This window comes from Desulfomarina sp. (assembly GCF_054039375.1).
In genome coordinates this window covers 1-18,200 of sequence record NZ_JBPLBA010000242.1, presented here as the reverse complement: position 1 = coordinate 18,200, position 18,200 = coordinate 1, and the positions used below count along the sequence as shown (strand labels likewise).

The 18,200-nt window shown below is 47.7% G+C and carries 16 protein-coding genes and 1 pseudogene; 14 read left to right on the top strand and 3 right to left on the bottom strand.

Annotated features, from left to right (window positions below):
• Window positions 1–546 precede the first annotated feature (546 nt).
• The 11 genes from ccsB (at window position 547) to ACXLDX_RS13470 (ending at window position 12,376) form a co-directional block, all read left to right on the top strand.
• On the top strand, window positions 547–1,374 hold the full coding sequence (gene ccsB / locus ACXLDX_RS13520; protein WP_457577718.1) for a c-type cytochrome biogenesis protein CcsB: 828 nt from the start codon (window positions 547–549) through the stop codon (window positions 1,372–1,374).
• Window positions 1,364–2,647 (top strand): glutamyl-tRNA reductase, encoded by a 1,284-nt coding sequence (gene hemA, locus ACXLDX_RS13515; RefSeq protein ID WP_457577717.1) that lies wholly within the window; start codon window positions 1,364–1,366, stop codon window positions 2,645–2,647. Before ccsB ends, hemA begins: the two co-directional genes overlap by 11 nt.
• Window positions 2,634–3,140 carry a hypothetical protein gene (locus ACXLDX_RS13510; RefSeq protein ID WP_457577716.1) on the top strand — a complete coding sequence of 169 codons (507 nt, stop codon included), beginning with the start codon at window positions 2,634–2,636 and terminating at the stop codon, window positions 3,138–3,140. The genes hemA and ACXLDX_RS13510 overlap by 14 nt, the downstream gene beginning before the upstream one ends.
• A 68-nt stretch (window positions 3,141–3,208) precedes the next feature.
• Entirely contained in the window at window positions 3,209–5,404 is a 2,196-nt protein-coding gene (locus ACXLDX_RS13505) for a carboxy terminal-processing peptidase (protein ID WP_457577715.1), read from the top strand.
• A gap of 285 nt (window positions 5,405–5,689) precedes the next feature.
• Window positions 5,690–6,229: an RsbRD N-terminal domain-containing protein gene (locus ACXLDX_RS13500; RefSeq protein WP_457577714.1), complete on the top strand. Its 540-nt coding sequence runs from the start codon at window positions 5,690–5,692 to the stop codon at window positions 6,227–6,229.
• Window positions 6,230–6,310: 81 nt separating this feature from the next.
• Entirely contained in the window at window positions 6,311–7,333 is a 1,023-nt protein-coding gene (gene dsrM / locus ACXLDX_RS13495) for a sulfate reduction electron transfer complex DsrMKJOP subunit DsrM (RefSeq protein ID WP_457577713.1), read from the top strand.
• Window positions 7,334–7,374: 41 nt separating this feature from the next.
• On the top strand, window positions 7,375–9,006 hold the full coding sequence (gene dsrK, locus ACXLDX_RS13490; RefSeq protein WP_457577712.1) for a sulfate reduction electron transfer complex DsrMKJOP subunit DsrK: 1,632 nt from the start codon (window positions 7,375–7,377) through the stop codon (window positions 9,004–9,006).
• Between the two features lie 28 nt (window positions 9,007–9,034).
• Window positions 9,035–9,436, top strand: a complete 402-nt coding sequence (dsrJ, locus tag ACXLDX_RS13485; RefSeq protein WP_457577711.1) for a sulfate reduction electron transfer complex DsrMKJOP subunit DsrJ — start codon at window positions 9,035–9,037, stop codon at window positions 9,434–9,436.
• Window positions 9,436–10,278: a sulfate reduction electron transfer complex DsrMKJOP subunit DsrO gene (gene dsrO, locus ACXLDX_RS13480; protein WP_457577710.1), complete on the top strand. Its 843-nt coding sequence runs from the start codon at window positions 9,436–9,438 to the stop codon at window positions 10,276–10,278. Before dsrJ ends, dsrO begins: the two co-directional genes overlap by 1 nt.
• A 7-nt stretch (window positions 10,279–10,285) precedes the next feature.
• On the top strand, window positions 10,286–11,461 hold the full coding sequence (dsrP, locus tag ACXLDX_RS13475) for a sulfate reduction electron transfer complex DsrMKJOP subunit DsrP (RefSeq protein ID WP_457577709.1): 1,176 nt from the start codon (window positions 10,286–10,288) through the stop codon (window positions 11,459–11,461).
• Window positions 11,462–11,740: 279 nt separating this feature from the next.
• Window positions 11,741–12,376: a flavodoxin family protein gene (locus tag ACXLDX_RS13470; protein WP_457577708.1), complete on the top strand. Its 636-nt coding sequence runs from the start codon at window positions 11,741–11,743 to the stop codon at window positions 12,374–12,376.
• A 60-nt stretch (window positions 12,377–12,436) separates the two neighbouring features.
• Here ACXLDX_RS13470 and ACXLDX_RS13465 read toward each other — a convergent pair whose 3' ends face one another.
• Entirely contained in the window at window positions 12,437–13,222 is a 786-nt protein-coding gene (locus tag ACXLDX_RS13465) for a prepilin peptidase (RefSeq protein WP_457577707.1), read from the bottom strand.
• A 400-nt stretch (window positions 13,223–13,622) separates the two neighbouring features.
• Between ACXLDX_RS13465 and ACXLDX_RS13460 the strand changes: the two genes are divergently transcribed.
• The 3 genes from ACXLDX_RS13460 to aroA all read left to right on the top strand — a co-directional run bounded on the left by ACXLDX_RS13460 (window position 13,623) and on the right by aroA (window position 16,814).
• On the top strand, window positions 13,623–14,411 hold the full coding sequence (locus ACXLDX_RS13460; RefSeq protein WP_457577706.1) for a dihydroorotate dehydrogenase electron transfer subunit: 789 nt from the start codon (window positions 13,623–13,625) through the stop codon (window positions 14,409–14,411).
• Window positions 14,399–15,358, top strand: a complete 960-nt coding sequence (locus ACXLDX_RS13455; protein WP_457577705.1) for a dihydroorotate dehydrogenase — start codon at window positions 14,399–14,401, stop codon at window positions 15,356–15,358. The genes ACXLDX_RS13460 and ACXLDX_RS13455 overlap by 13 nt, the downstream gene beginning before the upstream one ends.
• A gap of 184 nt (window positions 15,359–15,542) precedes the next feature.
• Window positions 15,543–16,814: a 3-phosphoshikimate 1-carboxyvinyltransferase gene (aroA, locus tag ACXLDX_RS13450; protein WP_457577704.1), complete on the top strand. Its 1,272-nt coding sequence runs from the start codon at window positions 15,543–15,545 to the stop codon at window positions 16,812–16,814.
• Window positions 16,815–16,877: 63 nt separating this feature from the next.
• On the opposite strand, the gene ACXLDX_RS13445 is transcribed toward aroA, so the two are convergent.
• Window positions 16,878–17,663 carry a CsgG/HfaB family protein gene (locus ACXLDX_RS13445; protein ID WP_457577703.1) on the bottom strand — a complete coding sequence of 262 codons (786 nt, stop codon included), beginning with the start codon at window positions 17,661–17,663 and terminating at the stop codon, window positions 16,878–16,880.
• A gap of 122 nt (window positions 17,664–17,785) precedes the next feature.
• Window positions 17,786–18,200, bottom strand: a pseudogene (locus ACXLDX_RS13440) (hypothetical protein); the annotation flags it as partial.

The window sequence follows — 18,200 nt, the reverse complement described above, 5'->3', positions numbered from 1 at the left end:
CTGCTGCGTGAGCTTCCAGCGGATATTGACACGATCAGTCTGCTGGAAAAATTTCTCAGTGAACAGAAAAATGTGTAACTACTCACGGAGGCAGCAATTACAGCTCAGAGATAATAGATTGCTACCCCTGTGAGTAGTTACAAAATATCTTCTAAATAACAAAAGTTATTTTTAAATTTGCCCCGGCAACGCCCAGGTGGAACGCTGATTACGTACAAAACTCAGCCTGCTGTTTGGGAACCAGGGGATGTGCCTGTTTTATCAGGCGTATTTCAAAAATCACATTATATTGGTTTAAAAATAATCTGGACTGACACTTTTCATTTTAATTCTTTATCAATTGAGATTTTCAGTGATTTTTGACCGTAGGCCAGCCTGATAAAGCGGGCACATTCCCAATCCGGCTGAATTTGATTGGTAATCAGATAAACCGGTATGGCCGAACTCTACGGCTCGGCCACAAAAAGCCAATGAAAATCCCGACTGCGGCGATACAACCCTCAGCCGCGGATTTTCAGATAAAATATGCCTTAAACCGGAACCGCCATGAATGAACTCAGTTACCTGCTCTACTTTGCAGTCCTCGGGGTTACCTTTATTGCCTGTGCCGTATACCTGGTCTTTTTTTTCAGGCAGAATCAGGGACTCAGGGTGATCGCCAGAAGGATCCTCGTACTCTCGGGAATTCTCCAGACTCTTTATATAATCACACGTTACGTTCAGGTGGGGCATACACCGATTACATCACAGCACGAAGCTGTCGTCTTCTTCGCCTGGTCCACCACCTGGGCCTATCTTTCCTTCAGATGGCGGTATACCGTGAAAAATTTCGGTACCCTGGTGACCCTGCTGATCTTCCTGCTTCTGCTCATATCTTCCGTATCGTCCCGGGAGATAACAGTTCTGGTTCCCGCCCTGCAGAGCTGGTGGCTTCCTGTTCATGCTGGTGTTTCATTGATTGCCTACGGTTTTCTGTCCCTGGCTTTCTGTGGCGGTATAATGTATCTGCTCCAGGAGCGGGAGTTGAAAAGCAAGAAATTTGGATACTTTTTTGCCCGTTTTCCTTCACTTGACTCCCTGGATCAACTCAACAGCCATTGCCTTACCGCGGGATTTATTTTTCTCACCCTGGGAATTGTTACCGGCTCTCTCTGGGCCAGGCAGGCCTGGGGGGCTTACTGGCAGTGGGACCCAAAGGAAACCTGGTCTCTTGTGACCTGGTTTCTCTACCTGGTAATGATTCACCAGAGATTCACCGTCGGCTGGCGCGGGAAGAGAAGCGCGATCATGTCCATCGTCGGGTTTATTGCGGTTATCTTTACCCTTTGGGGCGTGACATGGCTGCTGGGAGGAGTGCACAGTTATGCAGGGTGAGAAAATTCTGTTGATGGGGGTGAATCACAAGACAACTCCCGTTGAGATTCGTGAAAAAATCGCCCTTTCAGCGGGCTATGAGGAACCCCTGGCTGCCCTGAAAAGGATTGAGGGCTGCCGGGAGTGTTATCTCCTTTCCACCTGTAACAGGGTTGAAGTGTTGGTTGTTGTCGAGCAGGAAGCTGATGTGGAAACCAGGATTATCCGTTTTCTGTTCGGTGATACGGTTTCTCCAGAAGAGTGTCGCGAATATCTCTATGTGTATTATGGCCGGGATGCGGTTCACCATCTTTTTACTGTGGCGGCGAGTCTGGATTCAATGGTTGTGGGGGAAGCACAGATCCTTGGCCAGCTGAAAGAAGCTTATCGATATGCTGCTCAATTCAACTGCACCGGTCCCCTGTTGAACAGGTTTCTTCACAAGGCGTTTTCGGTGGCAAAACGGGTACGCACGGAAACCGGTGTCGGTTCGTCCGCAGTTTCAATAAGTTATGCCGCAGTTCAGCTTGCGGAGAAGATCTTCGGCAACCTGAAAGGGAAAAGGGTGATGCTGGTCGGGGCGGGTGAAATGGCCGAACTGGCGGCCGAACACCTTGTCGGACATGGCGTCGGGGCAGTGATTGTTGCCAACAGGACGTTTGAAAGGGCTGTTGATTTAGCCAAAAGATTTGACGGCCAGGCTGTCTCCATGGATGAACTGGTACACCAGCTTGAACGTGTGGATATAATCATCAGTTCGACTGGAGCCACAGACCTGATCCTGCACAAGGAGGAAGTGAAATCAGTCATGCCCCGTCGCATGAATAAGCCGCTTTTTTTCATTGATATTGCCGTTCCGCGTGATCTTGATCCTCACCTTATTGACATTGAAAATGTATACCTCTACGATATCGATGATCTCTCAAATGTTGTTGAAATAAACAAGTCGGAGAGAAACAGAGAGGCTGTCAAGGCTGCCAGGATCGTGGATGAGGAAACCCTGAAATTTCAGCGCTGGTACCAGGGGCTGTCGGTTACACCGACTATTCGTGACCTTCGGAAAAAAATAGATATCATTACCGCGGCAGAGCTGGAGAAGACCCTTCTCAGGATGAATGATATAAGTGAGGGTGAGAAGAAGGCTCTTGAAAAAATGGTCAGGGCCATTGGTTCAAAAATCCTCCACGATCCCCTGCTGTATCTTAAAAGTGAATCGTGTACCGGCCGGGACAACAGTGACCTGAGAATAACCATCATCCGTTCTCTTTTCGGACTCGACAATGGCAGAAAGTAATTTTGCGGAGCTTTTGGAAAATGAATGGTATATCGTTCGTTACTCTGGTGAGATACCTGAAATAGCGTATAATTCCGCTGTCTATTTTCTGACCCGGGCAAAGGACGGACCTCGTCAGGAACTCAGTGAAGAACAGATCACCTTTCTGCAGAAAGCTGCCATGGACCGCTATCGGGAAATAGTCCTGAGAGACCTGTATCATGAGAACCATGGCAGCAATATCTATCGCGGGGTCAAACGGTCCATGGAAAACTATCAGAGAATGTGCAGGTTCTGTTCCAGGCAGGGGTTGCGTGATGATGATATACGCCTGGAAACAGGCCATCAGCTTCTTCTCTTTCTACGCAGGGAAATTGAAGAGGTTGTCAGAAAGGGGAGCCGGACGTCCATTATTAACTGTTCCAGGGAGGATCTGTATCGGTTTGTCTCTGATCTGGAGGTGGAACCCGGCCCGGAAATTCGGGAGAAGCTGGATCTGCTCTTTTCATCCTGAGCAATTACCATCCTGAAACTGCAACGGATTCAGGAGATTATCAAGCACTTTTCACATTAGACCTGTTTATGAAAAATATAAGAAATACAATTGTTTCGGTCTTTACTTTTCTTTTCCTTGTCTTCTCTGTACTTCAGGTGGCGGCCAGAACCGAAACCACACCCCCGCTCGATCGAAAAAGAAATGCACTGATCGGCTATATGTTGAGCAAGCAGCTGCCGGCGCTTCATTTCAGTGAAAAAACAATGAATGATGAGCTGGCAGAGGCTGCGTTTAAACTGTATATCAAACAACTGGATTACCAGAAACGCTTTCTTCTCAAGAAAGATGTTGAACAGCTTGAAGCATTTGCAGACTATATAGATGATAACCTGAAGAGCGGCAGAATTTCTCTGCCCGATGCCGGCAATGACATTCTCAGTGAAAAGATCATGCTGGTTGAAAAAATGGTCGAAAAAATGCTTGAGGATACAACTGTCAGGGCAGATGATGGTGTCGAACTTTCCGGTAAAGGAGAAGGGGATCTTCGGGTCGGGATCTTCACGGTCACCCGGAAGGAAAAATATGAGACTGATGTTGAAAAAATCGATTATGTGCAGAATCTTGATGAACTGCGGGAGAGGTGGAGAAAAATTCTGAAAGCGCAGGTGATTTCAAAGTTTCTTGATCTTGAGGAGGAGCAGAAAAAGGAAGAGGATCCGGCAAAGAAGAAAAACATGACAGAGCTCTGGCAGGATGCTCTTGCCAAGGTGAGAAAAAGAAACAGGAATTTTTTCCACCGCCTTCACCAGGAAACTCTCCAGGATCATTACGACAGGTTCTTTAATTCAGTTACCAGGGCTTTTGGTCCCCACACAAATTATATTTCTCCCGCTTCCAAAGAGGATTTTGATATCAATATGCGCGGCTCCCTTGAGGGTATAGGTGCCATGCTGATGGAAAAGGACGGCATGATCAAGGTGGTACGGATAATTCCCGGCAGTGCTGCGGCCAGACAGGGGAGACTGAAGGCGGAAGACATTATTCTCCAGGTTGCCCAGGGGGATGAAGAGCCTGTGGATATTACGGATATGCGCTTGAGGGATGCGGTGAGACTTATCCGGGGACCGAAGGGTGATGAAGTACGGTTGACCGTCAGAAAACCTGATGGAGCAAAGGAAGTCATTGCCATTATCCGCGATGTTGTGCTCAAGGAGGAATCTTTTGTAAAAAGTGCCGTGATCAACTCCGAAGACGGTCGCAAAACCGGCTATATTTTTATTCCCGGTTTTTACCGGGATTTTGAAGGGACAAGAAATGGTGCCCACGGGAGAAATTCAACAGACGATACCCGTAAGGAAATCCTGAAAATGGAAGATGAAAATGTTGATGGTATTGTCCTTGATCTCAGGGATAATGGAGGTGGAGCACTGATTGATGCTGTTGATATAGCGGGGCTTTTTATCAGGTCGGGGCCGGTTGTCCAGGTGAAGAACAGTTTCGGAGACAGGAAGGTGCTCGAAGATAAGGATGATGCCATTGTCTATGATGGCCCCCTGGTTGTCCTGGTCAATAAATTTTCGGCATCCGCATCCGAAATTGTGGCCGCCGCCATTCAGGATTACCACAGGGGGGTGATAGTTGGTGGAAAGCATACCCACGGGAAGGGAACGGTGCAGGCGGTAATAAACCTCAGTGATCATATTCCACTGTTCTATCTGCGTAAATACGATGATCTCGGAGCGTTGAAGGTGACCATCCAGAAATTTTACAGGGTAAACGGTGGTTCCACCCAGTATAAAGGCGTGGAGCCGGACATTGTTCTTCCCTCCCTGTTTGATCACCTCAAATCCGGGGAGCGGTATCTGGAATATACCCTGCCGTGGGATACCATTCAACCCGTGCACTATACGCCCTATCCTGATTTTAACGTGGATATGGACCTGTTGCGGAAGAAAAGCAGAAAACGTGTTGTTGATGATGAGGGATTGAAGACAATCAGGGAAGAGGCGGAAAAGGCAAAAAAACGTCAGGATGAAACAGTTGTTTCCATTGATATTAATGAAATGCGTGAGAAGCGCGAAGAAGCCCGTCAGGTGAGAGAAAAGGTCGGGGCCCATTACCGGAAATACCGGCGTGAGACTGAAGACGATCCCGAGAAAGTCGAAAAACAGGCGGAAGAAGAGGGCAGCAGGGAGGTCTGGCTGAAGGATATACATGAAGACCCCTACATTCAGGAAGCTGTCAATATTGTCGGGGATATTGTCCATTTAAGCTCCAGATAAACCGGCATGGCCGGACTCTATGGCTCGGCCGCAAAAAACCAATGAAAATCCCGACTGCGGCAATAAACCCTAAGCCGAAGATTTCCAGATAAACCGGTAGTGCCATGGCATTCGGCCGTGCCGGTTTGTCCGTTTTCCAGGCTTTTCGCGCGGTAAAATTATTGTTGAAAAAGGCTGGGAAAGGTGATAAAAGTGTGAATTTGTGAATGACCATTCAGTTCTCTTTTCTCGGGATAAAATGGCCGTTTTCCTGAAAGAAGTTGTCTTACTGAAGGGGTTTGGATTATGGATATTGCAGAAGCATTCAGGTTTCACGGGGATAAAATCGTTAACCGGTGGGTTGAATACACCCTCTCAACATATTCTTCGTCCTCTTTTTTTATAAAGGAAGGGGACAAATTTGCAAACCCTGTCGGGGGAAATTTCAGAGAAGGTCTGAAGAAGCTTTTTCTGCTTCTTACGGGAGATGGTGACGTGAAGGAGTTCTCCGGTCCGCTGGAGCAGATTATCTCCATTCGCTCGGTTCAGGAATTTACACCGGCCCAGGCGGTGGCACCGATAAATGCTGTCAAACATATCGTTCGCGAGGCCTTTGAAGGGGATAAGGAAAGAAGCCGTTTTATCAGTGAGCTGTATGATTTTGAGTTCAGGGTGGATCTGGCAGTTTTGGCCGCCTTTGATATATACATGAGTTATCGTGAACGGCTTTACCAGGTTCGTATTGACGAAATCAAATCCGGCCGTCAGATATTGACGGACAGCAAGTGCCCTTCGGCCATGTTGGCTGAAAACAAGAAAGTAATTAAGACGGTAAATAGTTTTTAACTGGTCTCAATAAAAACGAAAGGTTTTTTTCTTTTTATTTTATTGTTTCCAAAACTCAGTTTAATTGAAGCGAGGTAAGAAATGAAGTATGCCTTCTCATTCCTGGCAGTCATTGCTTTGATTCTGATTGCTTGGCTCGGATCACAGGTACCCGGGATGCCTTATCTGTTTGGTGTCGCTCTGCCGTATCTGGCCATGATGATCTTCCTGGGCGGTTGCATTTATCGGGTGGTACAGTGGGGGAAATCTCCTGTTCCTTTCTCGATCCAGACCACTTGTGGTCAGGGTAAATCGCTGGATTTTATCAAGCATAACAGATTGGAAGCACCTGATACGTTTCCGGAAGTAGTGGCTCGGATGTTTCTTGAAATTGTGACGTTCAGGTCGCTTTTCAGGAATACCAAATCAGAAATTCACGATGGTCCAAAACTCACCTACGAATCTTCCAAGTGGTTGTGGTTGTTTGCCCTGATTTTTCATTATTCATTTTTAATGATTATAATCAGGCATATGCGACTGTTTCTCGATCCTATTCCGGCCTGGATCGGCTGGCTGGAGTTCGGGGACGGTATCTTTCAGGTGGGTGCGCCAACCTGGTATATCACCGATGTTGGACTTCTCGCGGGATGTGTGCTGCTTTTCAGCAGGCGTATTGTCAATCGTCATGTACGTTTTATTTCCCTGATTAACGACTATTTTCCGCTGGTTCTTATTTTTTCTATTGGTGCCACCGGAATCCTGATGCGTTATTTTCTCCGGACTGATATTGATATTGTCACCATTAAGCAACTGGCCGTGGGGCTTGTAACATTTTCCCCTGTTATCGGTACGAAAATCGGAGCTATTTTTTATATCCATCTTTTCCTTGTCTGTGTACTGATTGCTTATTTTCCTTTCAGTAAACTGATGCACTTTGCCGGAGTGTTCATGAGTCCTACCCGGAATATGAAGAACAACAGTCGGGCAGTACGTCATATAAATCCGTGGAATCCGAGGATCCTTCCTCACTCCTATGCGGGATATGAGGACGAGTTCAGAGAGTTCATGGTAGATGCCGGAATTCCGGTTGAAAAAGAGTTGCCGCCGAAAAAGGATGAAGAATAAAACAGTATTGACCCAAAACTAGCTTATGAGGATTAGATAAGATGTCAGTTCCCAAATTAGAACAATTATCGCAGAGCGTAGTGCAGGGACCATCCTTGGCAACTGGAGCAATACCTACCAGGGACTGGATGGATATTCCGGTGCATTTTAAACCCGGAAATTATGCCTACGTGGCCAAAAAAGACAAGGTGGAATATCTCAACAGCCAGTCTGGCCTGAGTTTTCCCAATGCACGGGAATGGTCACCCGAAGACGATGACTGGAAACTTCCAGAAGACTGGAAGGATATTATCCTGAAGGGACTTAAGGAGCGCCTGGATAAGTTCAGGTCTCTGAAAATATTTATGGACTGCTGCGTTCGCTGCGGAGCCTGTGCGGATAAATGTCACTTTTTCCTTGGCACGGGTGATCCCAAGAATATGCCTGTTCTGCGGGCTGAGCTGCTGCGCTCCGTGTACAGAAATGATTTTACTCTTGCCGGAAGAATACTCGGCAAAATGGCAGGAGCCCGTGAAATGACAGTGGGTGTGCTGAAGGAATGGTTCATGTATTCTTATCAGTGCACGGAATGTCGGCGTTGTTCCGTGTTCTGCCCATACGGCATCGACACTGCTGAAGTAACCATGATGATCCGTGAACTGCTGCATCTGGTAGGTGTCGGTATCAACTGGATTCTGGAGCCGGTTTCAAATTCGAACCGCACAGGTAACCATATGGGGCTTCAGCCTCATACCTTTAAAGACAATGTTGAGTTTCTGGTGGACGATGTTGAAAATCTTACCGGAATCAAGCCCAATATAAGTTTTAACAGAAAAGGGGCCGAGATCCTTTTTATTACACCATCAGCGGATGTCTTTGCTGAACCGGGACTCTATACGGCCATGGGCTATCTGCTTCTTTTTGAGGCCATTGGTCTCGATTATACCTGGTCTACTTATGCCTCAGAGGGTGGAAACTTCGGACTTTTCACCAACAATGAGGCGATGAAGAAGCTGAACGCCAAAATGTACGCGGAAGCAGAGCGTCTCGGGGTAAAATATATCCTTGGTGGAGAATGCGGTCATATGTGGAGAGTTGTCCACCAGTATATGGACACTATGAACGGTCCTGCGGATTTCCTGGAAAAACCGGTTTCTCCGATTACCGGGACTGTTTTTGAAAATGCCGCTTCCACCAAAATGGTTCATATCAGTGAATTCACCGCCGATCTTATCAAACATGGTAAGTTGAAGCTGGATAAGAGCCGTAACAGTCATGTCAAGGCGACTTTCCATGATTCCTGTAATCCCGCAAGGGCGATGGGATTGATAGATGAACCGCGTTATATTCTTGATCACGTGGTGGACTGGGTGGAGATGCCTGAGAACACCATCAGAGAGCAGACATTCTGCTGTGGTTCAGGAACCGGTCTGAATACCGATGAAATTATGGAGTTGAGAATGCGATCAGGATTGCCCAGGGCAAACGCAGTGAAGTATGTCCATGAAAAGCACGGAGTTAACATGCTTTCCTGTGTGTGTGCGATCGACAGGGCGACGCTGACTACCCTGAATAATTTCTGGACACCCGAGGTCGGGGTCTGCGGAGTAACGGAGCTCGTTGCCAACGCGATTGTCCAGGAAGGCGAGACTCGCGGGGAGCTTGAAGAAGGCCTCCGGACGATGGTTTTCTAAATCCTGATCTGAATAGAGGAGTTATCTCATGTACAATAAAGGAACAATTATTCCGGGACTGGCGATTTTTGTCCTCGTTGTCACTTTCCCGCTCTGGTACAACGCGTTCTCGACTGCAGGTCCCGCGCCGAAACCTGAGCTGCCGCCCGGCGGAGAAAAGAACTGTGTGGCACCGGAATCTGTTATGCGGGCATCTCATATGCAACTGCTGAATGAGTGGAGAGATGCCGTTCTTCGTGATAACAAGCGTGATATTATAACGGTTGATGGCAAGCAATATCGCAAAGGGTTGCAGATGGCCTGTATGCAGTGTCACACAAGCAAGGAAAAGTTCTGTGACTCCTGTCACGAATATACCTCTGTTAAGCCGTACTGCTGGGATTGTCACCTGACTCCGGCAGACGTAGTGTCGAAGAAGGAGACTCACTAATGGATAAGCAAAGAAGAAAATTCCTGAAGATGGCGGGTGCCACTGCACTTGCCGGTATCAGCGCTCCGGCTGTTGTCAAGTTGACATCTTCTCCGGCACTGGCTTCATCGGGCCATGGAACAGCAGCGGAACATGGTGCTCCGGAAGAAGGGCACATGGCCCCCGCCCATGGTACCGAAGAAGCACCCAAGGGGATTCGCCTCGGTATGGTTATAGATATGCGGAAACTCTATGGCAAGCCTGAGTTGATGGAAAAGGCTATTGCCGCATGCAACAAGGTGCATAACATTCCGCAGATTGACAGCAGAAAAAGTGAAATCAAGTGGATATGGGAGATGCCCTTTGAAAATGTTTTTCCTGAGCACTCTTCCTATCATGCTTCAAAAACACGTGAGGGAAATAATTTCCTCGTATTATGTAATCACTGTGACAATCCTCCCTGTGTTCGGGTCTGTCCGACAAAGGCAACCTTTGTCAACAAGGAAAACGGTATTGTTGCCATGGATTTTCATCGCTGTATCGGTTGCCGGTTCTGTATGATGGGCTGCCCCTACGGTGCCAGGAGTTTCAACTGGGAGAATCCGAGGCCTTATATCAAGGAGTATAATCCGGATTTCCCGACCCGTATGCGTGGTGTAGTGGAAAAATGCAATTTTTGTGGTGAGCGCCTCGCACTGGGGAAAGAGCCCGCCTGTCTCGAAGCAGTCAAGGAATCCGGTGCTATCGTATTTGGAGATCTGAATGATCCCGAATCGGAAATTCGTAAAGTTCTTGAAAAAGAAAATACGATCCAGAGGAAGCCGTCCCTTGGAACGAAACCGTCAGTCTTTTACATAGTGTGAGGATGTCATGATTGAAAAAGTATTTAAAGGAAACTCTCGCTACTGGATGTGGCTCGCTGTTTTGTGCGCATTCATCGGTGTTGGAGCGATCTGTTATATCAGACAATTTCTCTTCGGTTTGGGGTTGACCGGAATGGGACGTGATCTGTCCTGGGGATTGTATATATCACAATTTACCTTTCTTGTCGGGGTTGCTGCAGGAGGGTTGATGCTTGTTCTGCCCTACTATATTCATAATTACAAAGTGTTCGGTCGTCTCACTATTCTCGGTGAATTTCTGGCAATTGCATCAATCGTGATGTGCCTGATGTTTATCATGGCGGATATTGGACAACCATTGCGTGGTCTGAATATGATGCTGCACCCGACCCCTAATTCCATGCTGTTCTGGGATATGGTTGTTCTTCTTGGTTACCTGGGGCTCAATGTTATCTGTGGCTGGGTCATTCTTACAGCAGAGCGTAAACAGGTCAAGCCACCAAAGTGGGTCTATATCTTTGTTTATGTTTCCATTCCATTTGCCGTGTCCATTCACACGGTAACCGCCATGCTTTACTGTGGTCTTCCCGGTCGTCATTTCTGGCTTTCCGCCATTACTGCGCCCCGTTTTCTGGCGTCTGCCTTTGCAGCGGGACCGGCTCTTATTGTGGTAGCCTGCCTTATCATGAAGCGTGTGGCCAATTTTGATGCCGGTAAGGAGGCCATCAGCAAGCTGACAACCATTATCATGTATGCGGCCCTGATTAACGCGTTCTTTGTGCTGCTTGAGTTCTTTGTCGGTTATTATTCCAATATCCCTGGGCATAAGCATTCACTGGAATACCTTTTCTTCGGGCTTGAGCATCACGGGCATGTCTACAATAATCTTGTTCCTTTCATGTGGAGTTCGGTTCTGCTCTGTTTTGGTGGGCTCGGCCTGTTTGCCTACATGAAAATAAGGAAAACCGGAACAGACCTCATGGTTGGCATCGGTTGTGTGATGATCTTTGTGGCGCTCTGGCTCGACAAGGGACTTGGTTTTGTCATGGGTGGTCTGGTTGTCAGCCCTCTAGAGGAAATTACAGAGTACTATCCCACTGCCAATGAAATAGGGATTACCCTTGGGATATGGGCTACTGGTTTTCTCCTGGTGACTTTGTTGTATAAAATTGCCATTGGGGTGGAACACGAGGTTGAAGCCTGAGAAGGATACGCTGAAAAAAAGAAAAAAGCCTCCGACTTGTCGGGGGCTTTTTTTTTTGTTAGATTTATCTGAAAATCCTCGGCTGAGGGTTGTATCGCCGCAGTTGGGATTTTCATTGGCTTTTTGTGGCCGAGCCATAGAGTCCGGCCATGCCGGTTTATCTGATTGTTGTTAACCTGAACTTCGCGTCCTCGGTAAAGGTAATTGGTCATGGAGTTGCTATCCCTGTGACCAATTAAGGTTGTTTTCCCCTGTGAGTGGTTACAAAGAGAGTTGCTATTGCAAAAAAAACGTGTACTCATAATTTATTATTCCTTCACAGGTCAGACAAAACTGCTTCTAAACAGAATTATTGAAGGTCTGGAAGGTGAAGGCGTTGAGGTCAGCGTTCAACAACTGACTCCCGTGTCGCCCTATGATTTCCCGTTTAAATCCTATTATGATCTGCTCAAGGCCACGATTCAGACATTTTTTCTTCTCCGGTCGAAAATAAAACCAATTGAAAAAACATGTTCAGGCCGCTGGTCCAGGGTTATACTGGCAGGCCCGACCTGGTCGTATCATCCCAGTGGACCTGTTCTCGATTTCCTTGACAATCATGGTGATGAGCTGCGTGGCCAGTGCGTCATTCCCTTGATTTCATGCAGGGCATACTGGCGGGTTCATAACTGGGAATTGAGAAGATATCTGAAAAAACATGGAGCCCTGGTGCAATCACCGATTGTTTTCACCCATCTTATCAGGGAACCGTGGCGGACCATGGGACTTGTTCTGCAGTTACGGGGGAAAATGGTGCGAAAGGAAAATTCGTGGTTCAGAAAACATTATCCGGGATATGGTCATAACAGGGAACAGAAAGTCATTGCCCTCAGGATCGGGCAGCAACTGGCACGGACAATCCTGGATGAAAAATGATATGACCTTGCTTTCTATAAAATCACAGAGTAGCCACCCCTGTGACCAATTACTTTTCGGTTACTGTCCGAAAAAGTAGAAACGGTAAAAATCAAGGATCTGTACTGAAAAAAAGAGGTAAACAAGAGCCGTGCATGAGAGAAAAGGACCAAAGGCAATGCGGGTGCTGCCCCCTTTTTTCTGGGACCTCATGGCAATCAGGCCGACTATCGATCCGGTGAAGGAACTGAAAAATATAACAAAAGGGAGTGACTGCCAGCCAAGCCAGCCGCCTATCATTGCCAGCAGTTTGATATCTCCGCCCCCCATTCCCTCCTGTTTGCGGAGCAGTGAGTAAACAAGGGCAATCGAATAGAGAACGCCGCCTCCGAGAATGATACCTGTCAGAGAGTCCTGCCATCTGAGATGGTGACTGAAGACTGAGAAAGAAAATCCAAGAATAATTCCCGGCAGGCTGATTACATCAGGAATGATCTGGTGATGGATATCAATAAAAATAATCACCAGGAGAGCCGCTCCAAAAATGAAATATCCAGCTGCTTCCAGTGAAGAGCCGAATGTCTTGAGAACACCAACTGCCAGTAATGACGTCAGTATTTCCACAAGGGGATACTGGAACGATATGGTGGCCCGGCAGTGGGCGCATTTGCCTCGCAGGAAAAAAAAGCTGAAAACCGGAATGTTTTCGTACCATGCAAGAGGTGTTTTACAGCCGGGGCAGTGGGAGGCCGGAAAAACTATGGAGCTGTCTTTCGAAGGAAGCCGGAGAATAACTACGTTGAGGAAACTACCGATTACCAGGCCCAGAAGAGCTGCCGCTGCCATGAGAAATGGAGTAGAAATCATGTGAACTGTGTTGTACTGTTTTAAATAATAGGCAGTCAGTGCCTGCCCATAGTTGGTAATTGCTCACAGGTACCCCAGCTTTTCACGGTCTCTTGTGTCCGCATAGGTAGGGCTATAGCGAAGAAGAGCCTGCAAAAATACGTGGCACCTGTGAACAATTACAGTTCAGAGGTAATAAAATCATATGATTGCTACCCCTGTGACCAGTTACCATAGTTGGTCTTTTTGCCTGATATCTGCGGTGCCCGGAAAATTTTATCCTCGGAGGTAAGCGTAGACTCCGATATCAACTGTATGCCTGCGGTAAAATTTCCCGTGCGCCTTGATCTCGAACAAAAATCCATATTTCTGAACAGACACCAGTTAAGTTTCGTTAACTCTTCCAAGTGTATCTATAACCATGTCACAATACCAGGAAAAAACAACAGTATTACGTGTTGAACAGTTTTCACACGAAAATTATCGCATCACATTTCGTGCCCCGGATATTGCACGGGTCGCAAGGGCCGGCCAGTTTGTCATGATTAAGGCCGGTCTGGGAAAGGACCCCCTGCTTCGACGGCCGTTTTCAATTCATCAGACAAGTTCTTCCGGGCAGTTACAGATCTATTTTAAGATTGTCGGCCGTGGCACGGATATGCTTGCCAGGGTCAAGGTCGGAGAGGAGGTGTCCATGTTTGGCCCTCTCGGGCGTGGTTTTCAGGTTAAAAAAACAGGTTCGGCCATTCTCATCGGGGGAGGGTTGGGTATTGCGCCCATGCTTTTTCTGGCGAAATCAATTTGCCGCTTAAAACGCGAACGCAACGGAGATCTGATTATCCTTGGAGGACGCAGCAGAGTTGAAGTGGAACCGCTGGTGAAGGATTTCCGGGAGTTCGGCTTGAGGCTGCTGACAGCTACGGATGACGGTTCTTTCGGTCACGAAGGTTTTGTGACTGATCTGCTTGACGCAGAGGAACTTTCAGGAAAAAGCATGGTTTATACATGTGGCCCGGAACCGATGATGGCGAGGATTGGAAAATTGTGCAGGGATCATTCTATTCCCTGCCAGGTTTCGGTAGAGAGTGTCATGGCCTGTGGGATGGGGGCCTGTCTGGGCTGCAGCAGAAAGACCAGGAAGGGTACATATGCCCATGTCTGTTTGAACGGGCCTGTTTTTGACGCGGAGGAGCTGATATGGAATTCGTGAACAATTCTCAGAATACAGGGCCCGATCTTCGGGTGAATATTGGTGGTTCCCTGACAATTGCCAACCCTGTTATGACAGCTTCGGGTACCTTTGGTTATGCCAGGGAATTTGAGCAGTTGATGAATCTGCATCGGCTGGGGGCTGTCATTGTCAAAGGTATCTCTCTCTATCCCCGTGAAGGAAACCCTCCTCCCAGGATTGTTGAAACCCCGTGTGGTATGCTTAACGCCATTGGCCTGCAGAACGTGGGTGTGGATAAATTTATTGCTGAAAAAATGGTTTACCTGGCTGGGCTCAACATACCCGTAATAGTCAACATCCTTGGAGATTCCCTGGATGAATACAGGGAAATCACAGAAAAACTGGCGGGAGTTGAAGGTGTTGCCGGACTTGAGGTTAACATATCCTGCCCCAATGTGAAGAAGGGGGGAGTTGCTTTCGGGACAGATCCCAACATGGCAATGGCTGTAACAAAGGCCGTCAAGGAGAGAGCTGACGTGCCGGTTATGGTCAAACTTTCTCCCAACGTATCAGATATTACCGTGATGGCCAAAAGTGTTGAAGACGGAGGCGCTGATGCCATTTCACTGATCAATACTTTGATCGGCATGGCTGTTGATGTAAAAACGAGAAAGCCTGTCCTGGGCAATATCATCGGTGGCCTGTCCGGACCAGCTATCAAACCGGTTGCCCTGCGGATGGTGTACCAGGTTGCCGGATCTGTTTCTGTTCCTGTAATTGGTATCGGTGGTATTGAAACCAGTGAAGACGCCCTTGAATTTCTTCTGGCCGGGGCTTCGGCTGTCCAGATCGGTACAGCCAGTTTTGTCAATCCCAGAGCCAGTGAAGAGGTTGTTGACGGTATCAGTGATTACGTGACCGCCGAGAAACTGCCTTCGGTGAGAAGCCTGATCGGGGCACTTGATGGTGGTTTAAGAGAAATGTAAATTTAAAAGTAATTACTCACAGGTACCGCACCTTTACACGGTCTCTTTTGTTCGCATAGTAGGCTATAGCGAAGAAGAGCCTGCAAAAATCTGCGGCACCTGTGAGCAATTACAGTTCAGAGGTAATAAAATCACATAATTGCTAACCCTGTGAGTAGTTACATTTAAAAGAGAAATAAAGACAATGAAGATCATACAGCCGGCCGAAAAAAAAATTAAAGCCACCGTTTCAGTTCCCGGATCCAAAAGCCTGACCCAGAGGGCGTTGATTGCAGCCGCCCTGGCGGATGGCAGAAGCCGTTTGATCGGACCTCTTGAAAGTGAGGACACTGAATATTCTTCAGGTGCCCTGGCACAGATGGGAATAGCCATAGAAAAGGGGAAAGACTGGCTTGTTGAAGGCCGGGGAGGATCTGTCAAGTCGGATGGAAAAACAATTTTTCTTGGAAATAACGGGACGGCCACCCGTTTTCTCACGTCCGTTGTTTCCCTTGGTCGGGGAAGTTATATTATTGATGGGGATGAGAGGATGCATTCTCGCCCCATTGATCCATTGATAAGAGCCTTGAGAGGCTGGGGCGTTGATATTTCCTCGATGAAGGGCAGTGGGTGTCCACCGCTGAAAATCGAGGCGCGCGGTATTGCAGGGGGGACTACGATTCTTCCTGCAGGGCAGTCTAGCCAGTATCTTTCCTCTCTTTTACTGGTGGCGCCTTATGCCGGAAAACAGGCAGAACTGCACGTGGAGGGGGAGGTGCTCTCAAAACCGTATGTTGCCATGACCCTGGCGGTGATGGCTGATTTCGGTATTGAAGTGGAGGCTGCCCCGGATTTCAGCAGGTTCACCGTACCCGGTGGATGTTATCGGCCGAGGGAATATGAGATTGAAGGAGATGGTTCCAATGCTTCATATTTCTGGGCCGCAGCCGCAGTGACAGGAGGCTCGGTTACCGTTGAAAATGTTCCTGTCCCCTCTCTCCAGGGTGACGTTATGCTGGTGCCCCTTCTGGGACGGATGGGTTGCAATGTTGTTCGATCCGGAAAAACAATCACCCTCCACGGCAGTGAGCGTCTCACGGGGATCACTGTGGATATGGGGGATATGCCCGATGTTGTTCCCACTCTGGCTGTTGTCGCCGCTTTTGCTGATGGAAAAACGGAAATAAAGAATATTGCTCACCTGCGCATCAAGGAATGTGACCGGTTGTCCGCTGTAGTGACGGAGCTTGGAAAACTCGGGGTGAAGATAGAGGAATTTGAAGACCGTATGGTGATTCATGGTGACGGAGGAAAAAATCTGAGAGGCGCCGAGATTGAGACCTATGAGGATCACAGGATGGCGATGAGTATGGCTGTGGCCGGTTTAAGGGTGGAGGGGGTGAGGATACGCGGGGAAGAATGTGTGGCAAAATCTTTTCCGGACTTCTGGGAACGATTTGCTCTTCTGACCGGGTGATAGTGAGAAGGAATGAAACCTCATTGAGGCCGACCCGCCTGGTTTCGGTCGGCCCTGATTTATTTATTTCCTCTGGTCTATTTTCACCACCGCCTCCTGCACCAGTCGTTGTACTATGGTGTCAAGAGTTGTCAACTGCTCAGCATTTCCGGATATTCCGAGAAGTCCCTGGGTTTTCTTGCCGGTTTCCATTTTCTTTTCCACATATCCTGTGGCAACCTGTTCACTTGTCGAGGCATCGACAATCTTATAGCGTAAACCGATAATCCATACTGCCGCGTCTTCACTTGCCTTGGCTGACCTGATGGTTGTGGACCCCACTGTTCCGGTCAGACCACCCACAACAGAACCGAAGATAGAACCGATTGCGGCACCATCAAAGCCCTGTCCGGCCGTGGCTACTTTTTCAGCCTTGAGAATATCAAATTTTATAAACCATTTTGTGGACTTGAATTTACCACGTTTGAATTTCTGCAGGGCAGAAGGATTGCCCATGCTGACAGCCAGTTCGACTTCCTTCAGCATAGGACCGAGATCCGTTCGCTCAAGCACCCTGAAATTAGCATTACTCAGCTCAATTTCAGCAAAATCTGCGATATTATTAGGTGTGACTTTCTGGGTGAACGAAGCATTGCTGTTTTTTATCTTTCCGGGAAGGACGATGACCGTTGGTCCCTTTTTATTTGCATTGGCATAATTGACGGGTTTGTACAAACTCTGATCGGCTGTTTTGTTTGCCATCAGAGAAGCCGATCCGCCGGAACCGGTACTGGTAGGTACGCAGCCTGAAAGAAAGACGGAAAGGGAAAAGATTGTCAGTGACATCAAGGCAAGAAAACTGTTTCTCATGTGGGCCTCCTGTGGGAGTTTAGACTTGTTAAGTCCTGGTTAGGGTTGTTTGCAAAAAAATCTGCGATACCTGTGACCAATTACAAAACTGGATATAAGAGCAATATAATGATCCTTTTCCGCTACTTGAGGGCAGGGTTCATTTTGACAATTTTTTCCAGTAAATCAGCACTCTGTATTAATTGTTTCACGCGTTCAGGCGATGCTGCAGCCAGGGATGCAGGAGGGTTGGACATGATGGCTTCCTGCAGTCCTCCTGCCTCTTTTCCAGGATCAACAGCAACTGTCACAACATTGCCATGTTGAGAAATAAGTTTGAGCCTGGGACCGTCAAGTTTTTTATTGATCGGTTTAATTATGGCATTGTTTACAAGTTGGGCAAAACTGCTGCCGCTGCCGGTGCATTCGATTTCAAAGAATGAGAGTCCTCCTGCTTCAAAATTGATAAGTTCGGCGTTCAGGATTGAGCGAAGACCGATAAATTCCTCCTGAAAAAGCAGGGCTGTGTCGTAATCGGGAAGTCCGGTCAACTGCAGC

Bases quoted from the DNA above. Each gene is read 5' to 3' on its own strand.
- dsrP (WP_457577709.1), top strand. From the start codon at position 10,286: ATGATTGAAAAAGTATTTAAAGGAAACTCTCGCTACTGGATGTGGCTC.
- dsrM (WP_457577713.1), top strand. From the start codon at position 6,311: ATGAAGTATGCCTTCTCATTCCTGGCAGTCATTGCTTTGATTCTGATT.
- ACXLDX_RS13500 (WP_457577714.1), top strand. From the start codon at position 5,690: ATGGATATTGCAGAAGCATTCAGGTTTCACGGGGATAAAATCGTTAAC.
- dsrJ (WP_457577711.1), top strand. From the start codon at position 9,035: ATGTACAATAAAGGAACAATTATTCCGGGACTGGCGATTTTTGTCCTC.
- ACXLDX_RS13510 (WP_457577716.1), top strand. From the start codon at position 2,634: ATGGCAGAAAGTAATTTTGCGGAGCTTTTGGAAAATGAATGGTATATC.
- ACXLDX_RS13465 (WP_457577707.1), bottom strand. From the start codon at position 13,222: ATGATTTCTACTCCATTTCTCATGGCAGCGGCAGCTCTTCTGGGCCTG.
- dsrO (WP_457577710.1), top strand. From the start codon at position 9,436: ATGGATAAGCAAAGAAGAAAATTCCTGAAGATGGCGGGTGCCACTGCA.
- ccsB (WP_457577718.1), top strand. From the start codon at position 547: ATGAATGAACTCAGTTACCTGCTCTACTTTGCAGTCCTCGGGGTTACC.
- ACXLDX_RS13505 (WP_457577715.1), top strand. From the start codon at position 3,209: ATGAAAAATATAAGAAATACAATTGTTTCGGTCTTTACTTTTCTTTTC.
- dsrK (WP_457577712.1), top strand. From the start codon at position 7,375: ATGTCAGTTCCCAAATTAGAACAATTATCGCAGAGCGTAGTGCAGGGA.
- aroA (WP_457577704.1), top strand. From the start codon at position 15,543: ATGAAGATCATACAGCCGGCCGAAAAAAAAATTAAAGCCACCGTTTCA.
- hemA (WP_457577717.1), top strand. From the start codon at position 1,364: ATGCAGGGTGAGAAAATTCTGTTGATGGGGGTGAATCACAAGACAACT.
- ACXLDX_RS13455 (WP_457577705.1), top strand. From the start codon at position 14,399: ATGGAATTCGTGAACAATTCTCAGAATACAGGGCCCGATCTTCGGGTG.
- ACXLDX_RS13460 (WP_457577706.1), top strand. From the start codon at position 13,623: ATGTCACAATACCAGGAAAAAACAACAGTATTACGTGTTGAACAGTTT.
- ACXLDX_RS13445 (WP_457577703.1), bottom strand. From the start codon at position 17,663: ATGAGAAACAGTTTTCTTGCCTTGATGTCACTGACAATCTTTTCCCTT.